Raw genomic sequence first — 21208 nt, 5'->3', positions numbered from 1 at the left:
CGGGCCGTTCGTCTGCCCGCCCGCACTCCTCGCCGGGCCTGCCTCGCCCCTCGCCGGGCGCCTCCGCGAAGCGACAGACACCCGCCGTCGCCGTCCGGGAACCTGTCGCTGTGCCGCCACGGACGGCGGACGGATCCGCACGGAGTCGCTTTCGCGCCACGCGGACGCGCTGCGACCACGGACGCCCCGCGACCACGCGACGCGACGCGACCACGGACGCCTCGCGACCACGCGACGCGCCACGACCACGGACGCGACGCGACCGCGGACGGACCGGAAGCGCGGTGCCAGCCGGCACCGCGCCTCCGGGAAGCCGTCAGAAGCCCGTCAGCAGCCCGTCAGGCCGCGTGGTCGGCGACCGCGTGCGCGTTCGCCCGCACCGACGGGAGTCGGCGGTGGTCCTTGACGAGGGACCGGGCCTCACGGATGCGCCGGTCGATGCCCCACTTCGTGACGAGCGTGAGGCTCTCCCGGACGATGTTGCCGCTCATCTTCGAGACACCGAACTCCCGCTCGGTGAACGTGATCGGGGTCTCCACGACGCGCAGACCGGCCTCGAGCGCGCGCCAGCAGAGGTCGACCTGGAAGCAGTAGCCCTTCGAGGCGACGCCGGCGAGGTCGATGCGCTCGAACGCCCGCGAGGTGAACACCCGGAACCCGCCGGTCGCGTCACGCACCGCGATGCCGAGGGCGAGGCGCGTGTAGAGGTTGCCGCCGCGGGAGAGGAGCTCGCGGTACCAGGGCCAGTTCTCCACGGCGCCGCCCTTGATCCAGCGCGACCCGAGGACGAGGTCGTTCGTGTCGGCGAGCTCGATCATCCAGGGCAGGTACTCGGGGTGGTGGGAGCCGTCCGCGTCCATCTCGACGAGCTTGTCGTACCCGTGCTCGAGGCCCCAGGCGAACCCGGCGAGGTACGCACCGCCGAGGCCGTCCTTCACGGTGCGGTGCATCACGTGCACCCGGTCGGTCTCACGCGCGATCTGGTCGGCGATGTCGCCGGTGCCGTCCGGGGAGTTGTCGTCCACGACGAGCACGTGCACGTCGGCGTCGGTGGCCGCCAGGGTGCGCTCGACGATGGGGCGGACGTTCTCCGCCTCGTCGTAGGTCGGGATGATGACCAGTGTCGTGCTCATGGTGCTCCTTGCGCTTGACATCGAAGATATCGGCCGGTCGCTGCGTCAGTCCGACGAGAGGTCTGCGAACACGATCAGATTGTCCGTGTAATGACCTGTGGCCGTGTCGAACGTGCCGTCACACGTGATGAGGCGCAGCTGGGGTGTGGGGGCGGTGCCGTAGACGTCGCTCGTGGGGAACGCCGACTTCGCCGCCCGTTCCGACCGGTCCACCGTGAAGGTGCGGGTGGAGCCGTCGGACATGGCGACGTGGACCTCGTCACCGGGGACCAGTTCGTCGAGCCGGAAGAAGACGGCTGCGGCGGTGGGGCTGTCGACGTGCCCGGCGATGACGGCGGGTCCGACCTCACCCGGGACGATGCCGTCGCTGAACCACCCGGCGCTGTCCCAGTCCTTCGGCGGGTCGAGTTCGCCGGCGGCGCCGCGGTGGAGGTCCTCGAGCGACGAGGACACCCCGATGGCGGGGATGGTCACGCGGACCGGGGTGGCGTCGGACCGGGCTGCGGGGGCTGCCGGGTCCTGGAAGCCGTCGGTCGCGCTCCCGGCCGCGGGTGCCGCAGTGCCCGACGATCCGGCGGTCGGCGAGGCCGACCCGGCCACCGTCGGTCCTCCGGTCCCGTTGGTGGCCGCGACCGCGACGCCGGTGACCCCGCCCACCACGAGCACCCCGGCCACGACGGCCCCGACGAGCACGCCGCGCCGCCGCGGTCCGCGCGCGCCGAGTCTCGGCTCGCCGGACACACCGCGGCCTCCGGCAGCGCGAACTCGTCCGCCCCGCCGAGTCTCGGGCGCGTCCCCGCGCGCACCGGCCCGCCGCCGCCCGCTCACGACGCACCCCCGGCACGGGTCGCGCACCCGCCGAGCACGTCGGACGTGAGCATCGTCGCGCCGAGCGCCGCCCACGCGTCCCCGTAGTACGTCGGCGTCGTCGCAGCCGTCCGGTCCGCCCGGCGCAGGTCCGTCGCCGCCGCTGCCGACTGCCCGGAGGCCTGCTCCGCCGCAGCCCGCGCCACGTACGCCAGCGCGTTCGTGTCCCCCGTCACGGCCGTCCCGCCGAGGTCGAGCTGTGCCGCCAACTGCGTCTGCCGCCGGAGCGTCGGCGCGATCGACCCGGCCAGGGACCGGTCCTGCGCGGCGCAGGCCTCGGCGTACCGGAGCGGCAGCCGCATGGCGTCGTACCCGTACAGCACCCGGTCGTCCCCGCCCGTCGCGGGCATCGGGTCGACCGTGCCGTCGGCGTGCACCTGGGACCAGTCACTCGGCAGGTCGGACCCGGCGAGCACGGCCCGCGTGACCGCTCGCGACCCGGAGCCGAGCGCCTCCCACCGGTCGTCGCCGGTCGCCTTCGCCAGCACGTCGTACGCTGCCGGTGACGCGTACGAGGCGTCGTACCGGTACGGCTCGGAGTCGGCCCACGGCCCGGGCAGCAGGATCGTGCCGAGCTCGGTCGTGGCGGTCTCGTGCTCGAGGATCGCGGACGCCATGGTCTTCCCCGCCGTGGTGTACCGGGACTCGTCCCACGAGGACCCGGCGAGCACGAGTGCCCTGGCGGCGTCGAGGTCGGCGTCGCTCGCGGACTGCCCGTCGGCGATGCCGTCGTCCGGCGTCCACCGCCACGCGAGCAGGTGGTCGTCGGTGAGCAGGTGTCGCTTCGTCCACGTCCAGATCTGGCCGAAGCGATCACGGTCGCCGTTCGCGTAGGCGATCAGGAGCCCGTAGGCCTGCCCCTCGCTGACGGTGTCGCCGCCCTGGTCGGTGCGGACGACGCGGCCGTCCTGCACGTACCGGTCGAGGAAGTCCGTCCGCAGCTGCTCCGGCGAGCGCGCTGCGTCCGGCGCCGCCGAGGACGTCGGGGTCGACGCACCTCCGGCCTCCGGCTGCGGGGCGCCCCACGGGCGCACCGCGACGAGCGCGATGCCGAGCGCGACGAGCACCGCGGCTGCGGCGGTCACGGGGATCCAGGTCCTGCGGGTCATGCGGCCTGCCTTCCTGACTGGGTGCGGTGTGGGACTGGGCCCACGCCGCCGGTTCCGGTCCGACGCGCCAGCGGCGGACCGGCCGTGCCGGTGGGGAGAGGCGCGGACCACGCGGGCGGATCCGCTGGGGTGATCCGCGCCTCCGTTCAGGCGTCAGCGGAACAGCGAGCGGAGCGTCGCGATCAGCTCGTGGGTGGCCTGCTCGACCGGGTCGGCGGCCGCGCCGCCACCACCGGTCTGCACCCCGCCGGACGGCGTGGACGCCGTGGCTGCTGCGTCCGTGACGGGCACGACCGTGAGGTCGCCCTTGCTGTCGTCGAGCACGAACAGCGTCGAGACGGTGTTGCCCGCGAGGTCGACCTTCGCCGTGCCCCGCTGCCCGCTGCCCGAGACGTCGAGCGTCCACTTGCCGGCGTCGACGGTGGCGTACTTCGTGGCGGTGCCGAAGGCGGCGTCCTCGGCAACGGCGGTCCCCTCGGAGGTGCTCACGTCGACCGACTTCGCGGTGGTCGCGGCCTGCACGAGCCGGAGCTTCGCCTTGCCGTCGCCGGGCTGCTGGAGGTCGTCGGTGAACGCGGTCGTCTTGAGCTGCGAGTTCTTGCCGTAGGCGACGACGGTGCTCGCGTCGCCCTTGTCGACCGTGACGTCGGTGGAGATCACCGGGGTCGAGTCGGGGGCGTCGGCGGCGCGCATCGACAGGACGTAGGTGCCGACCGGGAGCTCCTGGTACGGGCTGACCTGGCCGTAGGTGACGTCGTCGAGCTCGAAGACCGTCTTGCCGCCGGCCAGGCTCGACAGCTCGACGTCGACGCCCTTCGTGTCCGGGGAGAGGTGGCCGACGCGGAGCCAGCCCTGGTCGCTCGAGGTGGCGGCGGGTGTGGCGGCGGTCGCTGCTTGCGGCGCGAGGCCGACGGCTGCGGCGACGAGGCTCGTGGCGAGGGCGCCGACGAGGAGGGTGCGACGAGGTGCGGGCATGATGATGCTCCTTCTGGTCGTGGTTCGGGTCTGGTGCGTGGGTGCGGCGGCGGTCACGATGCGCTCGTCGCGGTCGTGGTCGGGTCGGCGGGGGCGTAGACGACGGTCAGGCGCGACCCGTCCCGCTCGACCGAGTCGGGTCGGAACCCGCTGGCCATGGCGTCGAGGGTCGCCTCGACGCGGGACGCCTCGGCGTTCCCCGGGGCCTGCAGGACGACCCGGCGGAAGGGCTGCCCGGTCTCGCCGGACACCGGCGTGAACCGGTCGACCTCGACGAACCCGTCGGCGAGGACCTGCCCGAGCGCGATCATCGCCCGCGAGTCCACCTGTCCGGCGCGGAACTGCGACTTGGTGCCCTCGTCGGCGAAGAGCGCCGGGTTCGAGGCGAGCTCGGTCCCCATCGTCTTCCGGAGGTCGGTCGCGCGGGTGATGGCGGCCTCGGCGGCCGTCGACCCCTCGGCGTGGATGCGTCGGACGTCGACCCGCTGGTTGCCGGTGCCGAAGGCAGCGACGGTCGTCGAGTTCTCGATCGCCTGGCGGATGTCCGACGACGAGTTGCCGCCGGTGCGCATGGAGTCCGTCGTGACGACGTAGTCCGAGTCCTTCCAGCCGTTCGGCGACTGGCGTTCGACCGCAGCGTCGGTGTCGAGCTTGTAGTACCAGATGACATTGTTCCGGGCGAAGCCGTCCTGCACGAGGTCGACCCACATGGCGTCGTCCACGAGCAGCCGCGAGGACTTCGGGACGTTGTCACCGACCCACTGCTCGGCCTGCTGCATCGGCAGGTCGAGGTTGCCGAGCACGAACCCGCGCAGCTGCGTCCCCCAGAGCGGGAGTGCGACGAGGAGTGCCGCGGACGTCACGACCGCCCACGTGGTGCCGAGGCCCCGGCGGACGACGGCCCGCGCATCGGTCCCCGAGGTCCCGCGCAAGCGGCCGAGCACGGCGAGGACGGCACGTTCGGCGGTGTAGGCGACGAGGAGCGCGGCGAACGGGATGAGCATGATCACGTACGGCACGGGCAGGTACCCGTTCGGGCGGAACATCATGAGCAGCAGGAACACGAGCATCGCCGCGATCGGGCGTACCCGGCGGAGGAACAGCCCGACGAACGCTGCGGCCGAGCCGAGCACGATGAACACCGGGTCGAGCGCCCACCACTGCGCGGCGGCTTCGTTCGCGAGGCTCCCCGCGTCGAAGACCGATCCGCTGGCCGCCCGGGAACCGAGCTGGTAGGTGATGCCCTCGAAGAGGCTGACCCGACCGGTGCCGGGCAGGAGCTCGCCCTTCACCGCGGCGAGCAGCAGGTACCCGCCACCGATCACGGCGAGCACGGCCCCGGCGACGCTGAGCGTGTACCGGCGGGTGCTCCGGTCGGCCCGGCGCACCGCGATCCAGATGAGGAACGGCAGGGCGAGCAGGTACGTCTCCTTCGAGAGCACCGCGATGCCGAGGCACGCAGCGGCACCCGCGAAGCCGGCGAGCTGCTGGCGACGGCTGAGCACGAGGACGAACGCGGCGAGGAGCCACGGCGTCGCGACGTTGTCGATGTAGACCGTGCGGTGGTACTGCAGGGCCAGGGGCGACAGCGCGAACACTAGGCCCGCGACCGCCGCGGTGGCACGGCCGGCACCGAGTCGGCGGGCGAGGACGAACAGCAGGATGCTCGACACGGCGGCGAAGAACACCATCGCCTCGCGCCCGGCCTCGACGGCGAACGGGTAGCGCGCGAACGCCCCGGTCAGCGAGGTGTACCCGGCGATCTGGATCCAGCCCAGCGGCGGGTGGTCGTACCAGTACGTGTAGTGGGTGATCTCGCCGAGGTGCGTGATCGCCCACGCCTGGGCGGTGTACGTTCCCTCGTCGTCGATCCGCTGCGGCGTGCCGGACATGTTCCACGACTGCACGACGACGGTCACGGCGAGGACGGGGAGGAGCCAGCCGAGGCTCGCGGCGTGCCGGCGGAACCAGGCGCCGACGCCGGAGCGCTGGCGGGCGACGGCGCCCCGGATCGGGATGCCGGTGGTGTCGGTGATGCTGGCGGTCATCGGGTCCCTCCGGTGGTCGACGCGACGAGTTCACGGTCGTCCGAGCGGTCGTCCGCCCGGTCGGTGGTCACGGCGTTCGCGAAGCCGACGACCTCGGCCGACTGCCCGGCCGTGCGGTGCTGCCCGGTGTGTTCGGTCTTCTCCCACCCGTTCTGCCCCTTGGCGTGCCGGACCACGGCCCGGACCGCCGCCGCGGCGAGGAAGATCTGGTAGGGCACCAGGCCGAGCACGAGCTTCACGTAGTCGCGGATCCGAACCTTCTCCTTGTAGAGCCGACCGAACTCGTTGAGGCCGACGACCTCGACGGCGAGCAGCATGAGCGTCGGGGCGACGGGCACGAACGACACGAGGGCGATCGCCGTCGGCACCTTGACGAACAGGATCATCAGGACGCTGAGCGGGATGAGCAGCCCCGTGGCCGCCTGGATGAACGGCATCGTCAGCATGTAGCGGGCGAAGAACCGCTGGCGGAACGACGGGAGCTTCTTCCACTCCCCCTTGCCGAGCACCTGCAGGAAGCCCTGGTTCCACCGGGTCCGCTGCTTGAGCAGGGAGGCGAAGGTGGGCGGGGTCTCCTCGCGGGTGACGGCCTCGGGGCTGTAGGCGACGACGACCTTGGCGCCGTCGGCGGACAGTCGGACGCCGAGCTCGCAGTCCTCGGCGAGGCAGTGCGCGTCCCAGCCGTTCGACCAGTCCAGGCGTTCCTTCGTCACGAAGACGGTGTTGCCGCCGAGCGGGATGAACTTCGACCCGGCGTGGAAGTGCAGGCGCGAGCGGAACCAGAAGTAGTACTCGAGCACGTTCCGGAGCGACCACCAGCTCGACTTGAAGTTCATCAGCTGCACGCCGCCCTGCACGACGTCGGCGTCGGTCTCCTGGAAGCGCGAGTCGACCAGGGAGAGCAGCCGCGGGTAGACCTCGTCCTCCGCGTCGAACACGCCGACGATGTCGCCCGTCGCGTACTGGAGCGCGAGGTTCATCGCCTTCGGCTTGTTCTTCGGCGCGGTGTCGTCGACGACCACCTTGATGAGTTCGGGGTGCCGGGCCGCGGCGGCACGCACGACGGCGTCCGTCTCGGGGTCGTCCTCGCCGACGATCGCGATGATCTCGAAGTCCGGGTGGTCCTGCTTCGCGAGCATGTCGAGCGTCTCCCCCATGACGTCCTGCTCGTGGCGGCCGGGGACCAGCAGCGTGAACCGGTGCGCCGCCGGGCGCGGCGTCTGGCTGAAGCTCGTGGACTTGAGCGCGTCGCGCGAGCGCCAGGCGTGCAGCATCCACCACAGCGTGGTGAGCGCGATGATCGTGAGCAGCACGGAGATCGCGATGAGGGCCGAGTACCCGACCCACTCGCCGACCGACCAGGCGGCCTGCGGGAGCTGACCCGAGCCTCCTGTCGGGACGTCGGTCGTGCCGCGGTTCGGGACGCTCGACGGAGCCGTCCCCTCGTTCGGCTGGAGCAGCGGCCCTGCGGCCGTCCACAGCGTGGCGGAGATGGTCATTCGGCGAGCTCCTTCGCGTGAGCGTCGGTGGAACGGAAGACGAGGGCCTTGTACGCGGCGAACCGGAACGCGGTGCCGAGCACGAGACCCACCCCGTTGCCGGCGACGTTGTCGGCGAGGGTGGAGGTGAAACCGAGGACGTAGTGCGAGACGAACAGGCACGCTGCGGCGATGCCGAGCCCGATGAGGTTCGTGACCGCGAACAGGAGCCCCTCGCGGAGGGTCTCGCGGCGGCCGGTCTGCCGCTCGGCCCGGAACGTGATGAACCGGTTGCCGATCCAGGCCACGGCCGTGGAGACGACGGCGGAGACGATCTTCGCGGCGATCGGCCCGTCGGGCATCACGGTCGCGCGGAGGAGGTTGTAGACGCCGAGGTCGATGACGAAGCAGACGGCGCCGATGCTGCCGAAGGAGACGAGTTGCCGCGCGAGCACCACCAGGCGCGCGACGGCCGCGCGCGGAGGGACGGGTACCGCGCCGGTTGCGGATGGCACCACAACGGGGGTATCGGTTCGGGTCATGCCCCCGATTCGGGGGGCTTCTCGAGGCGGTTTGGGTGGGGTACAGACTTACGGATGGTTCTGCCAGTTTCGCGACACCCGCTGTTCACATGCGGGTCGCGGTGGACGCGCCCCCACGACGCACTGGAGGCGCGGTGCCAGCTGGCACCGCGCCTCCAGGTCGGGGCTGGTCGCGTCTACGCGGGGCGCGACGCCGGGCTGACGGTCTTCGACGCGTCGCGCTCCGGGATGTCCCCCAGGGCTGCGTCGATCGCCGCGAGTGCGTCGGCGTCCAGGCGCACGCCCGCGGCCTGCACGTTGTCGGTGACCTGCTCCGGACGGGACGCGCCGACGATCGCACTCGCGACGTTCTCGTTCTGGAGCGTCCACGCGATGGCGAGCTGCGCGAGGGTGAGGCCGGCCTGGTCGGCGACGGGCTGGAGGCGCTGGACGGCTTCAAGGACCTCGTCGCGCATGAACCGCTTGATCATGTCGGCGCCGCCCTTCTCGTCGGTGGCGCGGGAGCCCTCGGGCAGCGGCTGACCGGGCTTGTACTTGCCGGTGAGCACGCCCTGGGCGATCGGCGACCAGACGATCTGGCTGAGGCCGACCTGCTTCGACGCGGGGACGACCTCGCCCTCGATGACGCGCCACAGCATCGAGTACTGCGGCTGGTTCGAGATGAGCTGGAAGCCGAGCTCCTTCGCGAGCGCGGCACCGGCGCGGATCTGCTCGGCGTTCCACTCGCTGACACCGATGTACAGCGCCTTGCCCTGGCGGACGACGTCGGCGAAGGCCTGCATCGTCTCCTCGAGGGGGGTCTCGTGGTCGTACCGGTGCGCCTGGTAGAGGTCGACGTAGTCGGTCTGCAGCCGCTCGAGCGACCCGTCGATCGACTCCATGATGTGCTTGCGGCTGAGGCCGACGTCGTTGTGCCCCTTCGGCCCGGTCGGCCAGTAGACCTTCGTGAAGATCTCCAGCGACTGGCGGCGCTCGGCCTGCAGTGCCTCCCCGAGGACGGTCTCGGCGGCGGTGTTGGCGTACGTGTCCGCGGTGTCGAACGTGGTGATGCCGGCGTCGAGCGCTGCCCGCACGCATTGGGTGGCGACGTCGTTCTCGACCTGCGAGCCGTGCGTCAGCCAGTTGCCGTAGGTGATCTCGGAGATCTTGAGTCCGGAGTTGCCCAGGTACCTGAATTCCATGCTCCCGACGCTAGCGGGCTTCCCCGCGCCGTGAGGGGCCGTGCGAGTACCTGGGTGCGGGGGCGCGCTGCGCGCGCGGGGCGGGGGCGAGCTGGAGGGGATGCGCGAGCGGGCGGAATACCCACGGGACCACGCTGGGACCGGGGCCGTTTCGCCCGCTCGCGCCGCGCCTCCCGAGCCCTTCGGACGCGCAGGCGGCGGGGATGCGCGAGCGGGCGGAATACCCACGGGACCACGCTGGGACCGCGCCGGTTCCGCCCGCTCGCGCCGCGCCTCCCGAGCCGCCTCGAGCCGGCCATCCGTCCACAGGCGGTCGCTTGCACCAGCCGTCCACAGATCAGGGCGGGCGCCACTCGCACAGTGCCGCCGGCGGCCACGCTGGCCGCATGCATGTCGACGCGACCTTCCCGATGGCCCTCCGCGGCCGGCCGTTCCGCGTGCGCGAAGCCCTGCACCGCGGCGTCAGCGTCGGCCGACTCCGATCACGAGCGTTCCTCCGCCCGTTCCACGGCATCCGCGCCTGGACCGGTCCGCAGACGCACGACGAGCGCGCACGAGCGGTGCAGCCGCGCCTGCGCCCGGACCAGGCGTTCAGCCACACGACCGCCGCAGCGATCCTCGGCTTCCCGCTCCCGCGCCGGCTCGAGCGCGATCCTCGCGTCCACGTGACGACGATCGGGACGGACCAGGCGCTCCGCGTCCGTGGGACGATCGGGCACCGCGCTCGCCGCGGCAGACTCCGGGTGGTCCACTCGGGCACCGCGGCACTGACCCACCCGGCCGACACGTTCGTCGCGCTCGCGACCCTCCTGAGCCGCGACGAACTCGTCGTGGTCGGCGACGCGATCATCGGCTGGCTCGGCTGGTGCGACCACGCCGAACTGGTCGCCGCAGCTCGTCGCTACCGCGGGGCGAGGGGCATCCGTCGCGTCCGAGCAGCCCTCGCCGAGATGCGCCCAGGGTCACGTTCGCCCGGCGAGACCCGGCTCCGACTCGCCCTCACCCGGCGCGGTCTGCCGCAACCCGCCCTGAACCACGACGTCGTGGCGGACGGCCGGTGGGTCGCCTGCGTCGATCTCGCGTACCCGGACGCCCGTGTCGCGATCGAGTACGAGAGCGACCTCCACCGCACCGACGATCGCACGTTCCGCAAGGACATCACGCGGGGTGAACACCTGAAGGAGGCCGGCTGGTGGCTGCTGCGCGCCACCGCGGACGACGTGGGACCGGCGATCGAGGCGCTCGTGGCGCGCGTCCGTCGCCTCCTCGACGGCGTCTCGACCGGGAGGCACGACCCACGTCCGACACGCCGTCCAGCGTCATCGAGATGAACATTGGTTGACGCTTCAACCAAACACGTGCAGAATGGGCTAGCATCAACTTCGATGCAGGCGCATGGAATCGTGGTTCCGCCCGGCGCCTGCTCGGGAACGCAGTCCACACGCTTCGAAGGAGTCACCATGACGCTCACCGCCTCGACCATCCCCGGCTACCAGACCGGTACCTGGAAGATCGACCCCACCCACTCCGAGGTCACGTTCTCGGTCCGCCACCTCGCGATCAGCAAGGTCAAGGGCAAGTTCGAGACCTTCGACGCCACCGTCGTCACCGCCGAGAACCCGCTCGAGTCGACCGTCGAGGCGAACATCGACGTCGCGTCGATCAACACCGGCCAGGAGCAGCGCGACCAGCACCTCAAGACGAGCGACTTCTTCCTCACCGAGGAGCACCCGCAGCTCACCTTCCGCTCGACGAGCATCGAGGCCAAGGGCGACGACCTGCACATCGCCGGCGACCTGACCCTGCGTGGCGTCACCAAGCCGGTCGTCCTCAAGGCCGAGCTCGGCGGCTTCACGACCGACGGCTACGGCCAGGTCAAGTTCGGCGCCGAGGCCACGACCAAGATCGACCGCACCGAGTTCGGCGTGAACTGGAACGCTGCGCTCGAGGCCGGTGGCTTCACGCTCGGCAACGACGTGACGATCAACCTCGACGTGCAGTTCGTCCTCCAGGCGGCCTGACACCTCGTCCCTCCTGACCCCCGAAGGTCATCGCGTTGCGCGTGACCTGAGGGACATCGAACCGCAGGACACTGCAGTACCCGAAGCGAACGGCCCGGCTCCTCCCCCACGGAGTCGGGCCGTTCGCCGTTGCTGGGTGGGAGCTTTGGGGGGGTCTTGTGCCTGGTCGCTCGCGCGTCCCACGGTCGAGCGGGCGAAGTACGCGCGGTTCGCGGCAAGCGCCCGCCAGCTTCCGCCCGCTCGCCGCGACCGCGACGCGATCGGCTCCGTCGCGCGCGCCGGCGTCCCTGGTCGCGCGCGCCACACACGCCGATCGGGCGGATTCGGCACCGATGGACGTGGCACCCCCGCACATTTCGCCCGCTCGCCCGGCGACCGCGCGCAGTAGCGTGAGACCGCAGCGTCCGCCGACCGGCACCGGGCGACCGCCGCGGGGAATCGGAACCCGAGCTGGAAGGTTGCAGGGGAACACACGGGAACCCGCCTCCGGGCCGGTCGTCGAACACCCACCAACACGCAGCACCCCGCACCCCGCACCCGCAGGACCCACGAACAGGAGCACCACCATGGCCACCGACTGGATCGCGCTGCAGGCACTCGCGGCAGCCGAGTTCGGCCGCCGCGTCGCCGCCGTCACGGACTGGGACGCGTCGACCCCCGACTCCGAATGGACCACCCGAGACCTCGTCCGACACGTCGTCGAGGAGCAGCGGTGGATCCCGAAGCTCCTGACGGGGTGCGACTACGCCCAGGCCGAAGCGGATCTCGAAGCGGTCGGCTCCGACCTCGCGGCCGAGTGGGCGAAGTTCGCGGCCGAAGCCATCGAGGCGTGGCAGAGAACGCCCGCTGACACGCCGGTGCACCTCGCCACGGACGTCGTCCCGGCCGGGCAGTACCTCACCGAGCAGACGAGCGACATCACGATCCACACGTGGGACCTCGCGCGGGCGACCGGCAGCGACGAGACCCTGCCGGACGAACTCGTGCAGGCCGTGTGGGAGCACTTCGAGCCGCAGATCGAGGACCTCGCCGCGACGGGCCTCTACGCCGCACCGGTCGACGTCGGCGAGGACGCGCCGCTGCAGGTCCGCCTCCTCGCGGTCACAGGGCGCGATGCCAGGGTGGCGGCATGACCGAAACCGCCCGCTCGGCAACCCCCGAAACCGCCCGCTCGACGAGCACGAGCACCCCGACCACCCGCCTCGGCGCCTCCGGCCTCCAGATCAGCTCCGTCATCCTCGGCATGATGTCCTACGGCGACCCCGACAAGGGCGCCCACGAGTGGAGCGTCGGCATCGACGAGGCCCGCCCCTTCGTCCGCCGCGCCTACGACCAGGGCATCACCACGTTCGACACAGCGAACGTCTACTCCGCGGGCAGCTCCGAGGAGATCACCGGCACCCTCCTCAAGGAACTCGCCCCGCGCGAGGAGGTCCAGATCTTCACCAAGGTCTTCAACCGCATGCGCCCGGGCCCCAACGGCGCCGGACTCTCGCGGGCGGCGATCATGCACGAGATCGACGCCTCGCTGACCCGCCTCGGCACGGACTACGTCGACCTGTACCAGATCCACCGTTTCGACCCGCACACCCCGGTCGAGGAGACGATGGAGGCCCTCCACGACGTCGTGAAGTCCGGCAAGGCGCGCTACATCGGCGCGAGCAGCATGTGGGCGTGGCAGTTCGCCGAGATGCAGCACATCGCGGAACGGAACGGCTGGACGCGGTTCGTCAGCATGCAGGACCAGTACAACCTCCTCGAACGCGAGGAGGAGCGCGAGATGCACCCCTTCTGCACCCACACCGGCGTCGGCGTGATCCCGTGGAGCCCGATCGCCCGCGGCAAGCTCGCCCGTCCCTGGGACGCGCAGGGCTCCGGCAGCAGGGCCGACACCGACGAGTTCGGCAAGACGCTCTACAAGCAGGACGAGGACGCCAACCGCGCGATCGTCGACGCGGTGCAGCAGGTGGCCGAGGCGCACGACGCGAGCATGGCCCAGATCGCCCTCGCGTGGGTCATGCGGCAGCCCGCGGTCTCCGCCCCGATCGTCGGCGCGACGAAAGAACACCACATCGACGACGCGGTCGCTGCGACGACGATCGAGCTCACGGACGACGAGGTCGCCCGTCTCGAATCCGCGTACACACCCCGGGTGCCGTCCGGTTTCTGACGCACCCACCGGACGGACGGACGGGAGGCGCGGTGCCAGCTGGCACCGCGCCTCCCGTCCGTCAGACGGTCGCGTCCGGAATCCGCCGCTCGCCGCCCAGCCGCGCGATCCGCACGAGCGCCGCGCGCTCCGTCCCCGGCTGGTGCCCGAGCACGGCACCGATGCCGTCGAGCACCACGCCCGCCGTCCGCCGGACCGGGAACTCCACCGGCCCGACCGCAGGCGTCCGCAACCCGAGCATCGAGCGGTGCCGCGGATCGAGGGAGACGACCGCGCCGTCGAAGAGCGCCCGGTACCCGGGGCGCAGCAGGCGCGCGAGCGGCGGGTCCTTGATGAACCGGACGACGTCGAGCGTCCGTGCGGTCGCGACGAGTTCCCCGCGGTCGAGGTACCCGTTCATCTGGGCGCGGAGCTCGGCGTCGGACTCAGGGGCGTCCTCGACGCCCATCAGCCGGCCGGCGATCGCCCACTCACGGACGTAGGCGTCGGCGCCGCCGGGGATGGGTTCGCCCCACAGCTGCGCACTGCGGAGGAAGGCGTCGGTGAACGCGAGGTGCACCCACCGGGCGAGGTCCGGGTCGTTCGCGGCGTACGGCTTCGTGACCCCGTGGCCGTCGACGTACTCGCCACGGACGCGCTCGTGGAGCTTCCGGACCCAGGCGCTCGCGGACCGGGCCGCCGTGGTGTCGCCGTGCGAGACCGTGTAGATCCAGCGGATGGTGCCGGCGAGGCGGCCGAACGGGTCCTCGCGGTAGCGGGAGTGGTCGGCGACGCCGGCGAGCGCCCCGGGGTGGAGCGCCTGGACGAGCAGGGCACGGACACCCGCGAGGATCGTCTGCTTCCCACCGTGCACCGACCAGGTGGCGGAGCCGGGCCCGAAGAACCCGGCGTCGGTGCCCTGTTCGAGCTCGTCGATCCAGGCCGGGCGCTCCGCCGCACCACCGGTGAACGTGTCGTTGAGACGGGATCGGAAGGCATCGGCGACAGAGGGCATGACGCCATCGTCCGTCGTGCCCCTGACAACGCGCTCGGGTGGCCCGCTAGGTTGGTCGGCGTGAGCATCGACACGCCTCGTCCCTGGCTTGCCTCGTACGCCCCGGGGGTCCCGCACGACATCGACGAGCCGACCGGCTCCCTGTACGACATCGTGGAGGGGTCCGCCAGGCGCTTCCCGAAGAAGGTCGCACTCGAGTTCTTCAAGCGGACGACGACGTACGCCGAGCTCGAGGAGCAGATCCTCCGGGCGGCGAACGGCCTCCGCAAGCTCGGGGTGACCGCCGGCGACCGGGTGGCGATCGTGCTGCCGAACTGCCCGCAGCACATCGTGGCCTTCTACGCCGTGCTCCGCCTCGGCGCCGTGGTCGTCGAGCACAACCCGCTGTACACGCCGCGCGAGCTCCGCCACCAGTTCGAGGACCACGGCGCGAAGGTCGCGATCGCGTGGGACAAGTCGGTGGCGACGCTGCAGGACTTCCCCTCGGACGTGAAGCTCGACGCGATCGTCTCGGTCGACCTCACCCGCGCGATGCCGCGCGGGACCCGGATCGCGCTGTCGCTCCCGGTCGCGAAGGCCCGCGAGTCCCGGGCGAAGCTGACCACCAAGGTGCGCGGCACGACGCCGTGGGACGACCTCGTGTCGAACCGGAAGCTGTCGAAGCGCCACCCCCGACCCGCCACCGACGACGTCGCCCTGATCCAGTACACGTCCGGCACGACGGGCGTGCCGAAGGGTGCGGTGCTGTCGCACGGCAACCTCATCGCGAACGCCGCACAGGCCCGGGCGTGGGGTCCCGCAGATCCAGCCCGGTGACGGCAGCGTGGTCTACGCGGTCCTGCCGATGTTCCACGCCTACGGCCTGACGCTCTGCCTGACCTTCGCGATGAGCATGGCGTCGCGGCTCGTGCTGTTCCCGACGTTCGACCCGGCACTCGTGCTCGCCGCGATGAAGAAGCACCCGCCGACGTTCCTGCCGGCCGTGCCCCCGATCTACGCGCGGCTGCAGCACGCGGCGGACTCCGCGAAGGTCTCGCTCGAGGGGATCGAGATCGGCATCTCCGGGGCGATGGCGCTCTCGAAGGAGGTCGTCGAGCCGTGGGAGGCCCGCACCGGCGGCTACCTCGTCGAGGGCTACGGCCTGTCCGAGTGCTCCCCCGTCCTGCTCGCGAACCCGGTGTCCCCGGCCCGGCGCCTCGGGTCGATCGGCCTGCCGCTGTCCTCGACCGAGGCGCGGGTGGCCGACCCGGACGACCCGACGAAGGTCCTCGGGACCGACGAGCCGGGCGAGCTCCAGGTCCGCGGGCCCCAGGTGTTCCGTGGGTACTGGGGCAAGGCCGAGGCCACCGACGAGGTCTTCACGCCGGACGGCTGGTTCCGGACCGGTGACATCGTGGCGATCGACGCCGACGGGTACGTCCGGATCGTCGACCGCCTCAAGGAGCTCATCATCACCGGCGGGTTCAACGTCTCCCCGACCGAGGTCGAGGACGCCCTGCTCAAGCACCCGAGCGTGCGCGAGGTCGCGGTCGTCGGGATCACCCAGGGCGGCAACGAGCAGGTCGTCGCTGCCGTCGTGCCGAAGGACCCCGCGACGTTCGACGCCGATGCCCTGCGGGCGTGGTCGCGCGAGCACCTCGCCGCGTACAAGGTGCCCCGCCGGGTGGTCGTGGTCGAGGACCTGCCGCGCTCGATGATCGGCAAGGTGCTGCGGCGGAAGGTGCGCGACCAGATCCTCGGCGAGTAGCGGCGCACCCGCGGCGGCGCGCCCGAAGCCCCGGCGGCGCACCCCTGGCGGCGCGCCCGCATCGTTAGGCGCGCGTGCGCTCCGGCACGGCCAGGACCGCCAGCCCGACGACCACCAGCCCGATGCCGACCCAGCCTCCGGCACCGAGGTGCTCCCCCACCACGAGCACGGCGAGCACCGCGGCCACGACGGGCTCGAACAGCGACAGCAGCGTCGCGACCGAGGCGCTCACGGACCGCAGCCCGACGGCGTACAGCGAGTGCCCGAGCACCGTCGGCACGAGCGCCAGGTACAGGAACACCGGCCAGTTCGCCGCGACCCCGAGCGACGCCTGCCCGCCCACGACGGCGAGCACCACGAGCGGGACCGCCGCGAGCCCGAACACCGCACCGACGAGTCCACGCTCACCCGGCAGGGACGCGCGAGCCGGCAGGGCCGCGCGAGCCAGCAAGGAAGCACGGTCCGCCACGGACACACCGCCGGGCAGCGCGACGGGAACGGACACCGCACGCATGCCCCGCGCGACCGCCCACGAGTACAGCGCGTACGTCAGCCCAGCGAGCAGCGCACTCCCCAGGCCGAGCACGAGCGACCCGTCCCGGTCGGCACCGTCCGACGCACCCGCGCCCGCGCCCGCGTGCGCGGAGGACCGCGCGAGCGTCACGACGACCATCCCGACCACGCTCACCAGGGTGGCGACGACCCACCTGCGCGTGACGCGCCTCCCGTCCGCCACCCACTCGACGACCCCCGCGAACACGGGCGACGACCCGATGGCCACCGTCGTGCCCAGCGCGACGCCCGCGTCGGCGAGGGCCGCGTAGAACGCGACCGCGTAGACGACGAGCGACGCCGCACCGAGCAGCGCGCAACGACGACTCGCCGGGTCGGCGACCGCGCGGAGCGTGCCGCGACCGGCGCCGAGGGCGAGGACGATCCCGCCGAGGCCGAACGTCACGGCCCCGAACACGAACGCGGGGACCCCGGGCGCGAAGTGCGTCGCGGTGCCGGTGGTCCCCCACACGGCCGCGGCGACGAGGACCGCCGCGAGTCCACCGACGGGCCTGGAGGCGCGGCTCGCGTCCGCCCCGCCCGTCACGACACGTGGACGCTCGGTCGGCGGTTCACGTCGGGTTCCGCCTCGCGCAGCACCTCGCGCGTCACGGGCGCGACGTCACCGACGCCGGTGAACACGAAGCGGATGGCGTTGCGGATCGGGCTGCCCTCGTTCCACTCGAAGTAGATGCTCGGGACGACGCCGGCGATGTCCCGGATGGCGAGGAGCGTCGACGCGATCGTGTTCGGCACGTTGCCCGACCGGACCTTGAGCACGCGGTGCCCGTGGATGACGTGGCCCTCGACGACGAGGTCCTCCTCGAAGTCGGAGGAGTCGGCGGGCAGGACCTCGAGGAACATCGTCGGCACGCGGGCGGGGATGCCGGAGTCGCGGCGTTCCTCGCGCCCCTTCGACCGGTACGCCTCGGCCGTGCCGGCACCCGGCTCGTTCGCGATGATGCAGACCGAGCTGAACTGGTCGGCGTCGGCCTCGATGAACTGCCGGGCGGTGGCGTCCAGCTCGATCGACGACGCACGAAGCTCGAACGACCGGCGGACCCGGGAGACCAGCGAGACCACGACGATCGCGATGATGAAGATCGCGGCGATCCGGACGCCGTCCGGTCGCTCGATGACGTTCGCGACGGTCGTGTACACGAATACCACGGCGATGATGCCGAACCCGATCGTGCGCTTCTTCTGCTGCTTGCGTCGGGCCGACAGGGTCACCGCGACCGCGGCGCTCGTGATGAGGACGAGCACGCCCGTGGCGTAGGCGCCGCCCTGCGCGTCGACGTTCGCCTGGAAGATGATCGTGATCACGAAGGCGATGAGCGTGAAGATGATCACGAGTGGTCGGGTCGCCCGCGCCCACTGCGGTGCCATGCCGTAGCGGGGCAGGAACCGGGGCACGAGGTTGAGCAGACCCGCCATCGCACTCGCACCGGCGAACCACAGGATCGCGACCGTCGAGAAGTCGTACACGGAACCGAACACGCCACCGAGGTACTCGTGCGCCAGGTACGCCAGCGCCCGGCCGTTCGCACCGCCGCCCGGCTGGAACTCGTGCTGCGGGATGAGGAACGTCGTGACGATCGACGAGGTGATGAGGAACGAGCTCATGATGACCGCGGCGACGGTGAGCAGGCGCTTCGTCCCGCGGATCCGGCCCTCGGGTCGGGCGCTCGTGTCGTCGGACGCGTCACCGCGCACCTGCGGCATCACCGCGACGCCGGTCTCGAAGCCGGACAGGCCCAGCGCGAGCTTCGGGAAGACGACGAGGGCGATGCCGATCATCACGAGCGGGTTGCTGTGCTGCGCCGTGAGGCCGCTCCACCAGTCGCTCGCGACCATCGGGTGCTCGAACACGTGCCACAGGGACACCCCGACGACGACCGCGTTGAGCAGCAGGTACACCGCGACGAGGGCGACCGCGATGCCGATCGCCTCCTTGAAGCCGCGGAGGAACACGACCCCGAGCAGGAGCAGCAGTGCGAGCGTGAGCGGCACCGGGATCTCGGTGAACCAGTGCGGCGTGAACGGGTTCTCCGCGATGTGCGCCGTCGCGTCCGCCGCGGACAGCGTCATCGTGATCATGAAGTCCGTCACGGCGAACCCGAGCAGCACGAGCACGAAGAGCTTGCCGGCCCACCAGGGCAGGAGCTTCTCGAGCATCATGATCGAGCCGGCGCCCCGGAAGCTGTCCTGCGCGACCCGGCGGTACACCGGCAGGGCGCCGAACAGCGTGACGAGCACGAGCACGATCGTCGCGATCGGCGACAGGAGCCCTGCGGCGAGCGCGGCGATCGCGGGCTGGTACCCGAGCGTCGAGAAGTAGTCGACGCCCGTGAGGCACATGACGCGCCACCACGAGTGGGTCTTCTCCACCTCGACCTGGTGCGGGCCCTGGTGCGAGGCGCCCTGGTCGGCCCCGTGCAGCATCCAGCGACGCACACGGGTGCTTCGGTCGAGGGGAGGCTCGGTCGCGTCGCGTTCCGCGGCCCGCTCGGCGTCTGTCGCGGTCACGGACACGATCGTAGGCCGTCCTAGCGCCGTGGTCTCGCGATCACCGCCGCGACACCGGCCACCACGAGCAGGACCCCGGCGGTCAGGCAGGCCCCGAGCAGGAGCGTCATCGGGTCGACGGTGAACCACGGCAGGGCGCTCACGGCCATCGCGGCGGCGAACACGAGGAGGACGACCCCCCAGAACACCGTGCCGAAGCGGGGTGCGCGGCGCGGGCGGCGAGCGGGTGCCGGGGCCCCGTCGAACGGGGTGGTCGGGGTGGCCCGGTCGTACGGGGTGGTCCGGTCGTACGGGGTGGTCGGGTCGACCGGGGTGGTCCGGTCGTCCGGGGTGGTCCGGTCGTCCGGGGTGGTCTCGTCGTTCGTCATCGTCTCGTTCCTCACTGGTCGACGGTCACGGCACGCGGCACGTCGACGCCGCCGCCGATGACCCACACGTGCACGGTCGTGGTCTCGGCGGCGTCCGCCGATCGCGCTGCCCGGTTCTCGACGGTCGTCGTGCCGAGCGCGCCACCGAGGCTGTCGTCCGCGTCGTCGTCCGGACGGAGCTCGACGCCGTACCCGACGCCGCTCACCCGGACCCGGACGGGTGCGTCGGTCGGCAGCTGGACCTCGGCTCCCCCGGCTCCGAGCCAGAGGTTCACCGTCCCGCCGCCGTCGGCCTCGTCGAGCCCGCGGAGGTCCAGCGTCGGCCCACCGACCACCATCGCGTAGTTCCGCTCGGTACCCGGCCGGACGTCGTCCACCCGCCAGGTGGTCCCGCCGACGACCGTGACCTGCGTGCCGGTGGGCAGCACCCCCGTCACGACGAGCGCGACGACCCCGATGGTCGAGAACAGCCCGAGGCCACCGCTCTCCCGTCCGCGTACGCCGGCCACGACGGTCGCCACGGCGAGCACGGCGACCGCGGCGGCGATCCCGAGCACCGGCACGGGCAGGTCGGTCTGCTGCGCCCACACCGCGACGCCGGCTCCGACGACGAGGGCGAGGCCCAGGCTCACGGCGACGTACCCGGCGCCGGGGAGCCGATCGGCTCGCTCCGCTCGCCGTTCCGCCTGACGCTGCCGTTCCGCGCGCATCCGCTCGGTGTGCTGACGGTGTCGGTCCGCCGCGGAGGTCGTGTCCCACTGCCAGGAGGCGCTGCTCGCCCCCGCCGCGGACCCACCGGGAGCGACGTGGTCGGGTCCACCCGCCGTCGTCGCGCCCGTCGCCGCCCACGGCGTCGGCGCGGGGTCGTCGGCACTCGTCCAGAAGTCGCGCCGCGTGCCCGGCTCCGCCGGCTCGCCGTGCGCCGCCGGCTCACCGGCCGCCGCCTGGACGCCGGCTGCCGACTGCGAGCCCCGGCGCGCCAGGACCACCACGAGCCACACGGCGCACCCCACGAGGGCGATCGTCCACGCGGTCCCGAGCGTGGCCGAGAGCCAGCCGGGCATCCCCCACGCCACCGGGACACCCTGCCACCAGATGCCCTGGACGGCGGGGACGAAGGTCAGCACCACGAGGACGCCGATGGCGATGAGCGCCGGGTCGAGCACCCCGCGGACCATCCGCTCGACGTGGATGCGTCCGGACGAGTCCGGCAGCAGCGCCCACCCCGCCGCGTAGGCGAGGAACACCGGGCCGCCGAGGAGCGCCACGACGATCGCGACGCCCCGCACCACGAGCGGGTCGAGCCCGGTGCGCTCGGCGACGGCGCCGCACACGCCGGCGAGCCAGCGGTCGTCGGACCGGGTGACGTGGATGCCCCGGATCCAGTCGAAGAACCGTGTCGCCGACGCGGGGCCGCCGGTGTCCTGTTGTGTCATGGCCACCAGCATCGTGGCCGTCGACGGTCGGCACCATCGGGGTTCACCCTGATCGTCC

General features: G+C 72.1%; 17 protein-coding genes and 1 pseudogene. 5 read left to right on the top strand and 13 right to left on the bottom strand.

Annotated elements, in window-relative coordinates; all coding sequences use genetic code 11:
* Positions 1-338: 338 nt before the first annotated feature.
* The 8 genes from QE359_RS09520 to QE359_RS09485 form a co-directional block, all read right to left on the bottom strand.
* On the bottom strand, positions 339-1133 hold the full coding sequence (locus tag QE359_RS09520; RefSeq protein ID WP_071295927.1) for a polyprenol monophosphomannose synthase: 795 nt from the start codon (positions 1131-1133) through the stop codon (positions 339-341).
* A 45-nt stretch (positions 1134-1178) separates the two neighbouring features.
* The gene (locus QE359_RS09515; protein ID WP_309778971.1) at positions 1179-1826 is read right to left on the bottom strand and encodes a class F sortase; all 648 of its coding nucleotides are present in this window, start codon (positions 1824-1826) and stop codon (positions 1179-1181) included.
* A gap of 131 nt (positions 1827-1957) precedes the next feature.
* A complete protein-coding gene (locus QE359_RS09510) occupies positions 1958-3109 on the bottom strand; it encodes a glycosyl hydrolase family 8 (RefSeq protein ID WP_309778970.1) in 1152 nt (383 codons plus the stop codon).
* A gap of 153 nt (positions 3110-3262) precedes the next feature.
* Positions 3263-4084: a DUF4397 domain-containing protein gene (locus QE359_RS09505; protein WP_309778969.1), complete on the bottom strand. Its 822-nt coding sequence runs from the start codon at positions 4082-4084 to the stop codon at positions 3263-3265.
* Positions 4085-4137: 53 nt separating this feature from the next.
* Positions 4138-6132, bottom strand: coding sequence for a glycosyltransferase family 39 protein (locus QE359_RS09500; RefSeq protein ID WP_309778968.1), 1995 nt, complete (start codon positions 6130-6132; stop codon positions 4138-4140).
* On the bottom strand, positions 6129-7631 hold the full coding sequence (locus QE359_RS09495) for a glycosyltransferase (RefSeq protein WP_071295931.1): 1503 nt from the start codon (positions 7629-7631) through the stop codon (positions 6129-6131). The genes QE359_RS09500 and QE359_RS09495 overlap by 4 nt, the downstream gene beginning before the upstream one ends.
* Positions 7628-8125, bottom strand: coding sequence for a GtrA family protein (locus QE359_RS09490; RefSeq protein ID WP_071295941.1), 498 nt, complete (start codon positions 8123-8125; stop codon positions 7628-7630). The genes QE359_RS09495 and QE359_RS09490 overlap by 4 nt, the downstream gene beginning before the upstream one ends.
* Before the next feature lie 203 nt (positions 8126-8328).
* A complete protein-coding gene (locus tag QE359_RS09485) occupies positions 8329-9333 on the bottom strand; it encodes an aldo/keto reductase family protein (protein ID WP_309778967.1) in 1005 nt (334 codons plus the stop codon).
* Between the two features lie 386 nt (positions 9334-9719).
* Between QE359_RS09485 and QE359_RS09480 the strand changes: the two genes are divergently transcribed.
* The 4 genes from QE359_RS09480 (at position 9720) to QE359_RS09465 (ending at position 13524) form a co-directional block, all read left to right on the top strand.
* Positions 9720-10664, top strand: a complete 945-nt coding sequence (locus QE359_RS09480; protein WP_309778966.1) for a hypothetical protein — start codon at positions 9720-9722, stop codon at positions 10662-10664.
* A gap of 129 nt (positions 10665-10793) precedes the next feature.
* On the top strand, positions 10794-11354 hold the full coding sequence (locus QE359_RS09475) for a YceI family protein (protein ID WP_070416635.1): 561 nt from the start codon (positions 10794-10796) through the stop codon (positions 11352-11354).
* 566 nt (positions 11355-11920) lie between these two features.
* Positions 11921-12487 carry a TIGR03086 family metal-binding protein gene (locus QE359_RS09470; RefSeq protein ID WP_309778965.1) on the top strand — a complete coding sequence of 189 codons (567 nt, stop codon included), beginning with the start codon at positions 11921-11923 and terminating at the stop codon, positions 12485-12487.
* Positions 12488-12597: 110 nt separating this feature from the next.
* Positions 12598-13524: an aldo/keto reductase gene (locus tag QE359_RS09465; RefSeq protein ID WP_309780416.1), complete on the top strand. Its 927-nt coding sequence runs from the start codon at positions 12598-12600 to the stop codon at positions 13522-13524.
* A gap of 61 nt (positions 13525-13585) precedes the next feature.
* On the opposite strand, the gene QE359_RS09460 is transcribed toward QE359_RS09465, so the two are convergent.
* Positions 13586-14518, bottom strand: a complete 933-nt coding sequence (locus tag QE359_RS09460; RefSeq protein ID WP_309778964.1) for an oxygenase MpaB family protein — start codon at positions 14516-14518, stop codon at positions 13586-13588.
* A 60-nt stretch (positions 14519-14578) separates the two neighbouring features.
* On the opposite strand from QE359_RS09460, the pseudogene QE359_RS09455 reads away from it, so the two are divergent.
* A pseudogene (locus tag QE359_RS09455) lies at positions 14579-16265 on the top strand (long-chain-fatty-acid--CoA ligase).
* Positions 16266-16329: 64 nt separating this feature from the next.
* Here the strand turns inward: QE359_RS09455 and QE359_RS09450 are convergent.
* The 4 genes from QE359_RS09450 to QE359_RS09435 form a co-directional block, all read right to left on the bottom strand.
* Positions 16330-17364 carry an EamA family transporter gene (locus tag QE359_RS09450; RefSeq protein WP_309778963.1) on the bottom strand — a complete coding sequence of 345 codons (1035 nt, stop codon included), beginning with the start codon at positions 17362-17364 and terminating at the stop codon, positions 16330-16332.
* On the bottom strand, positions 17361-19262 hold the full coding sequence (locus tag QE359_RS09445; RefSeq protein ID WP_396127757.1) for an amino acid transporter: 1902 nt from the start codon (positions 19260-19262) through the stop codon (positions 17361-17363). The genes QE359_RS09450 and QE359_RS09445 overlap by 4 nt, the downstream gene beginning before the upstream one ends.
* Before the next feature lie 104 nt (positions 19263-19366).
* The gene (locus QE359_RS09440; protein ID WP_309778962.1) at positions 19367-19714 is read right to left on the bottom strand and encodes a hypothetical protein; all 348 of its coding nucleotides are present in this window, start codon (positions 19712-19714) and stop codon (positions 19367-19369) included.
* Positions 19715-19725: 11 nt separating this feature from the next.
* Positions 19726-21150 (bottom strand): PspC domain-containing protein, encoded by a 1425-nt coding sequence (locus QE359_RS09435; protein ID WP_309778961.1) that lies wholly within the window; start codon positions 21148-21150, stop codon positions 19726-19728.
* Positions 21151-21208: the final 58 nt, after the last annotated feature.

The sequence above is a fragment of the Curtobacterium sp. SORGH_AS_0776 genome (genome assembly GCF_031453355.1).
Lineage (GTDB): Bacteria > Actinomycetota > Actinomycetes > Actinomycetales > Microbacteriaceae > Curtobacterium.
Note: the sequence above shows the minus strand (reverse complement) of the source record. Positions and strands in the feature narration are given on the sequence as shown.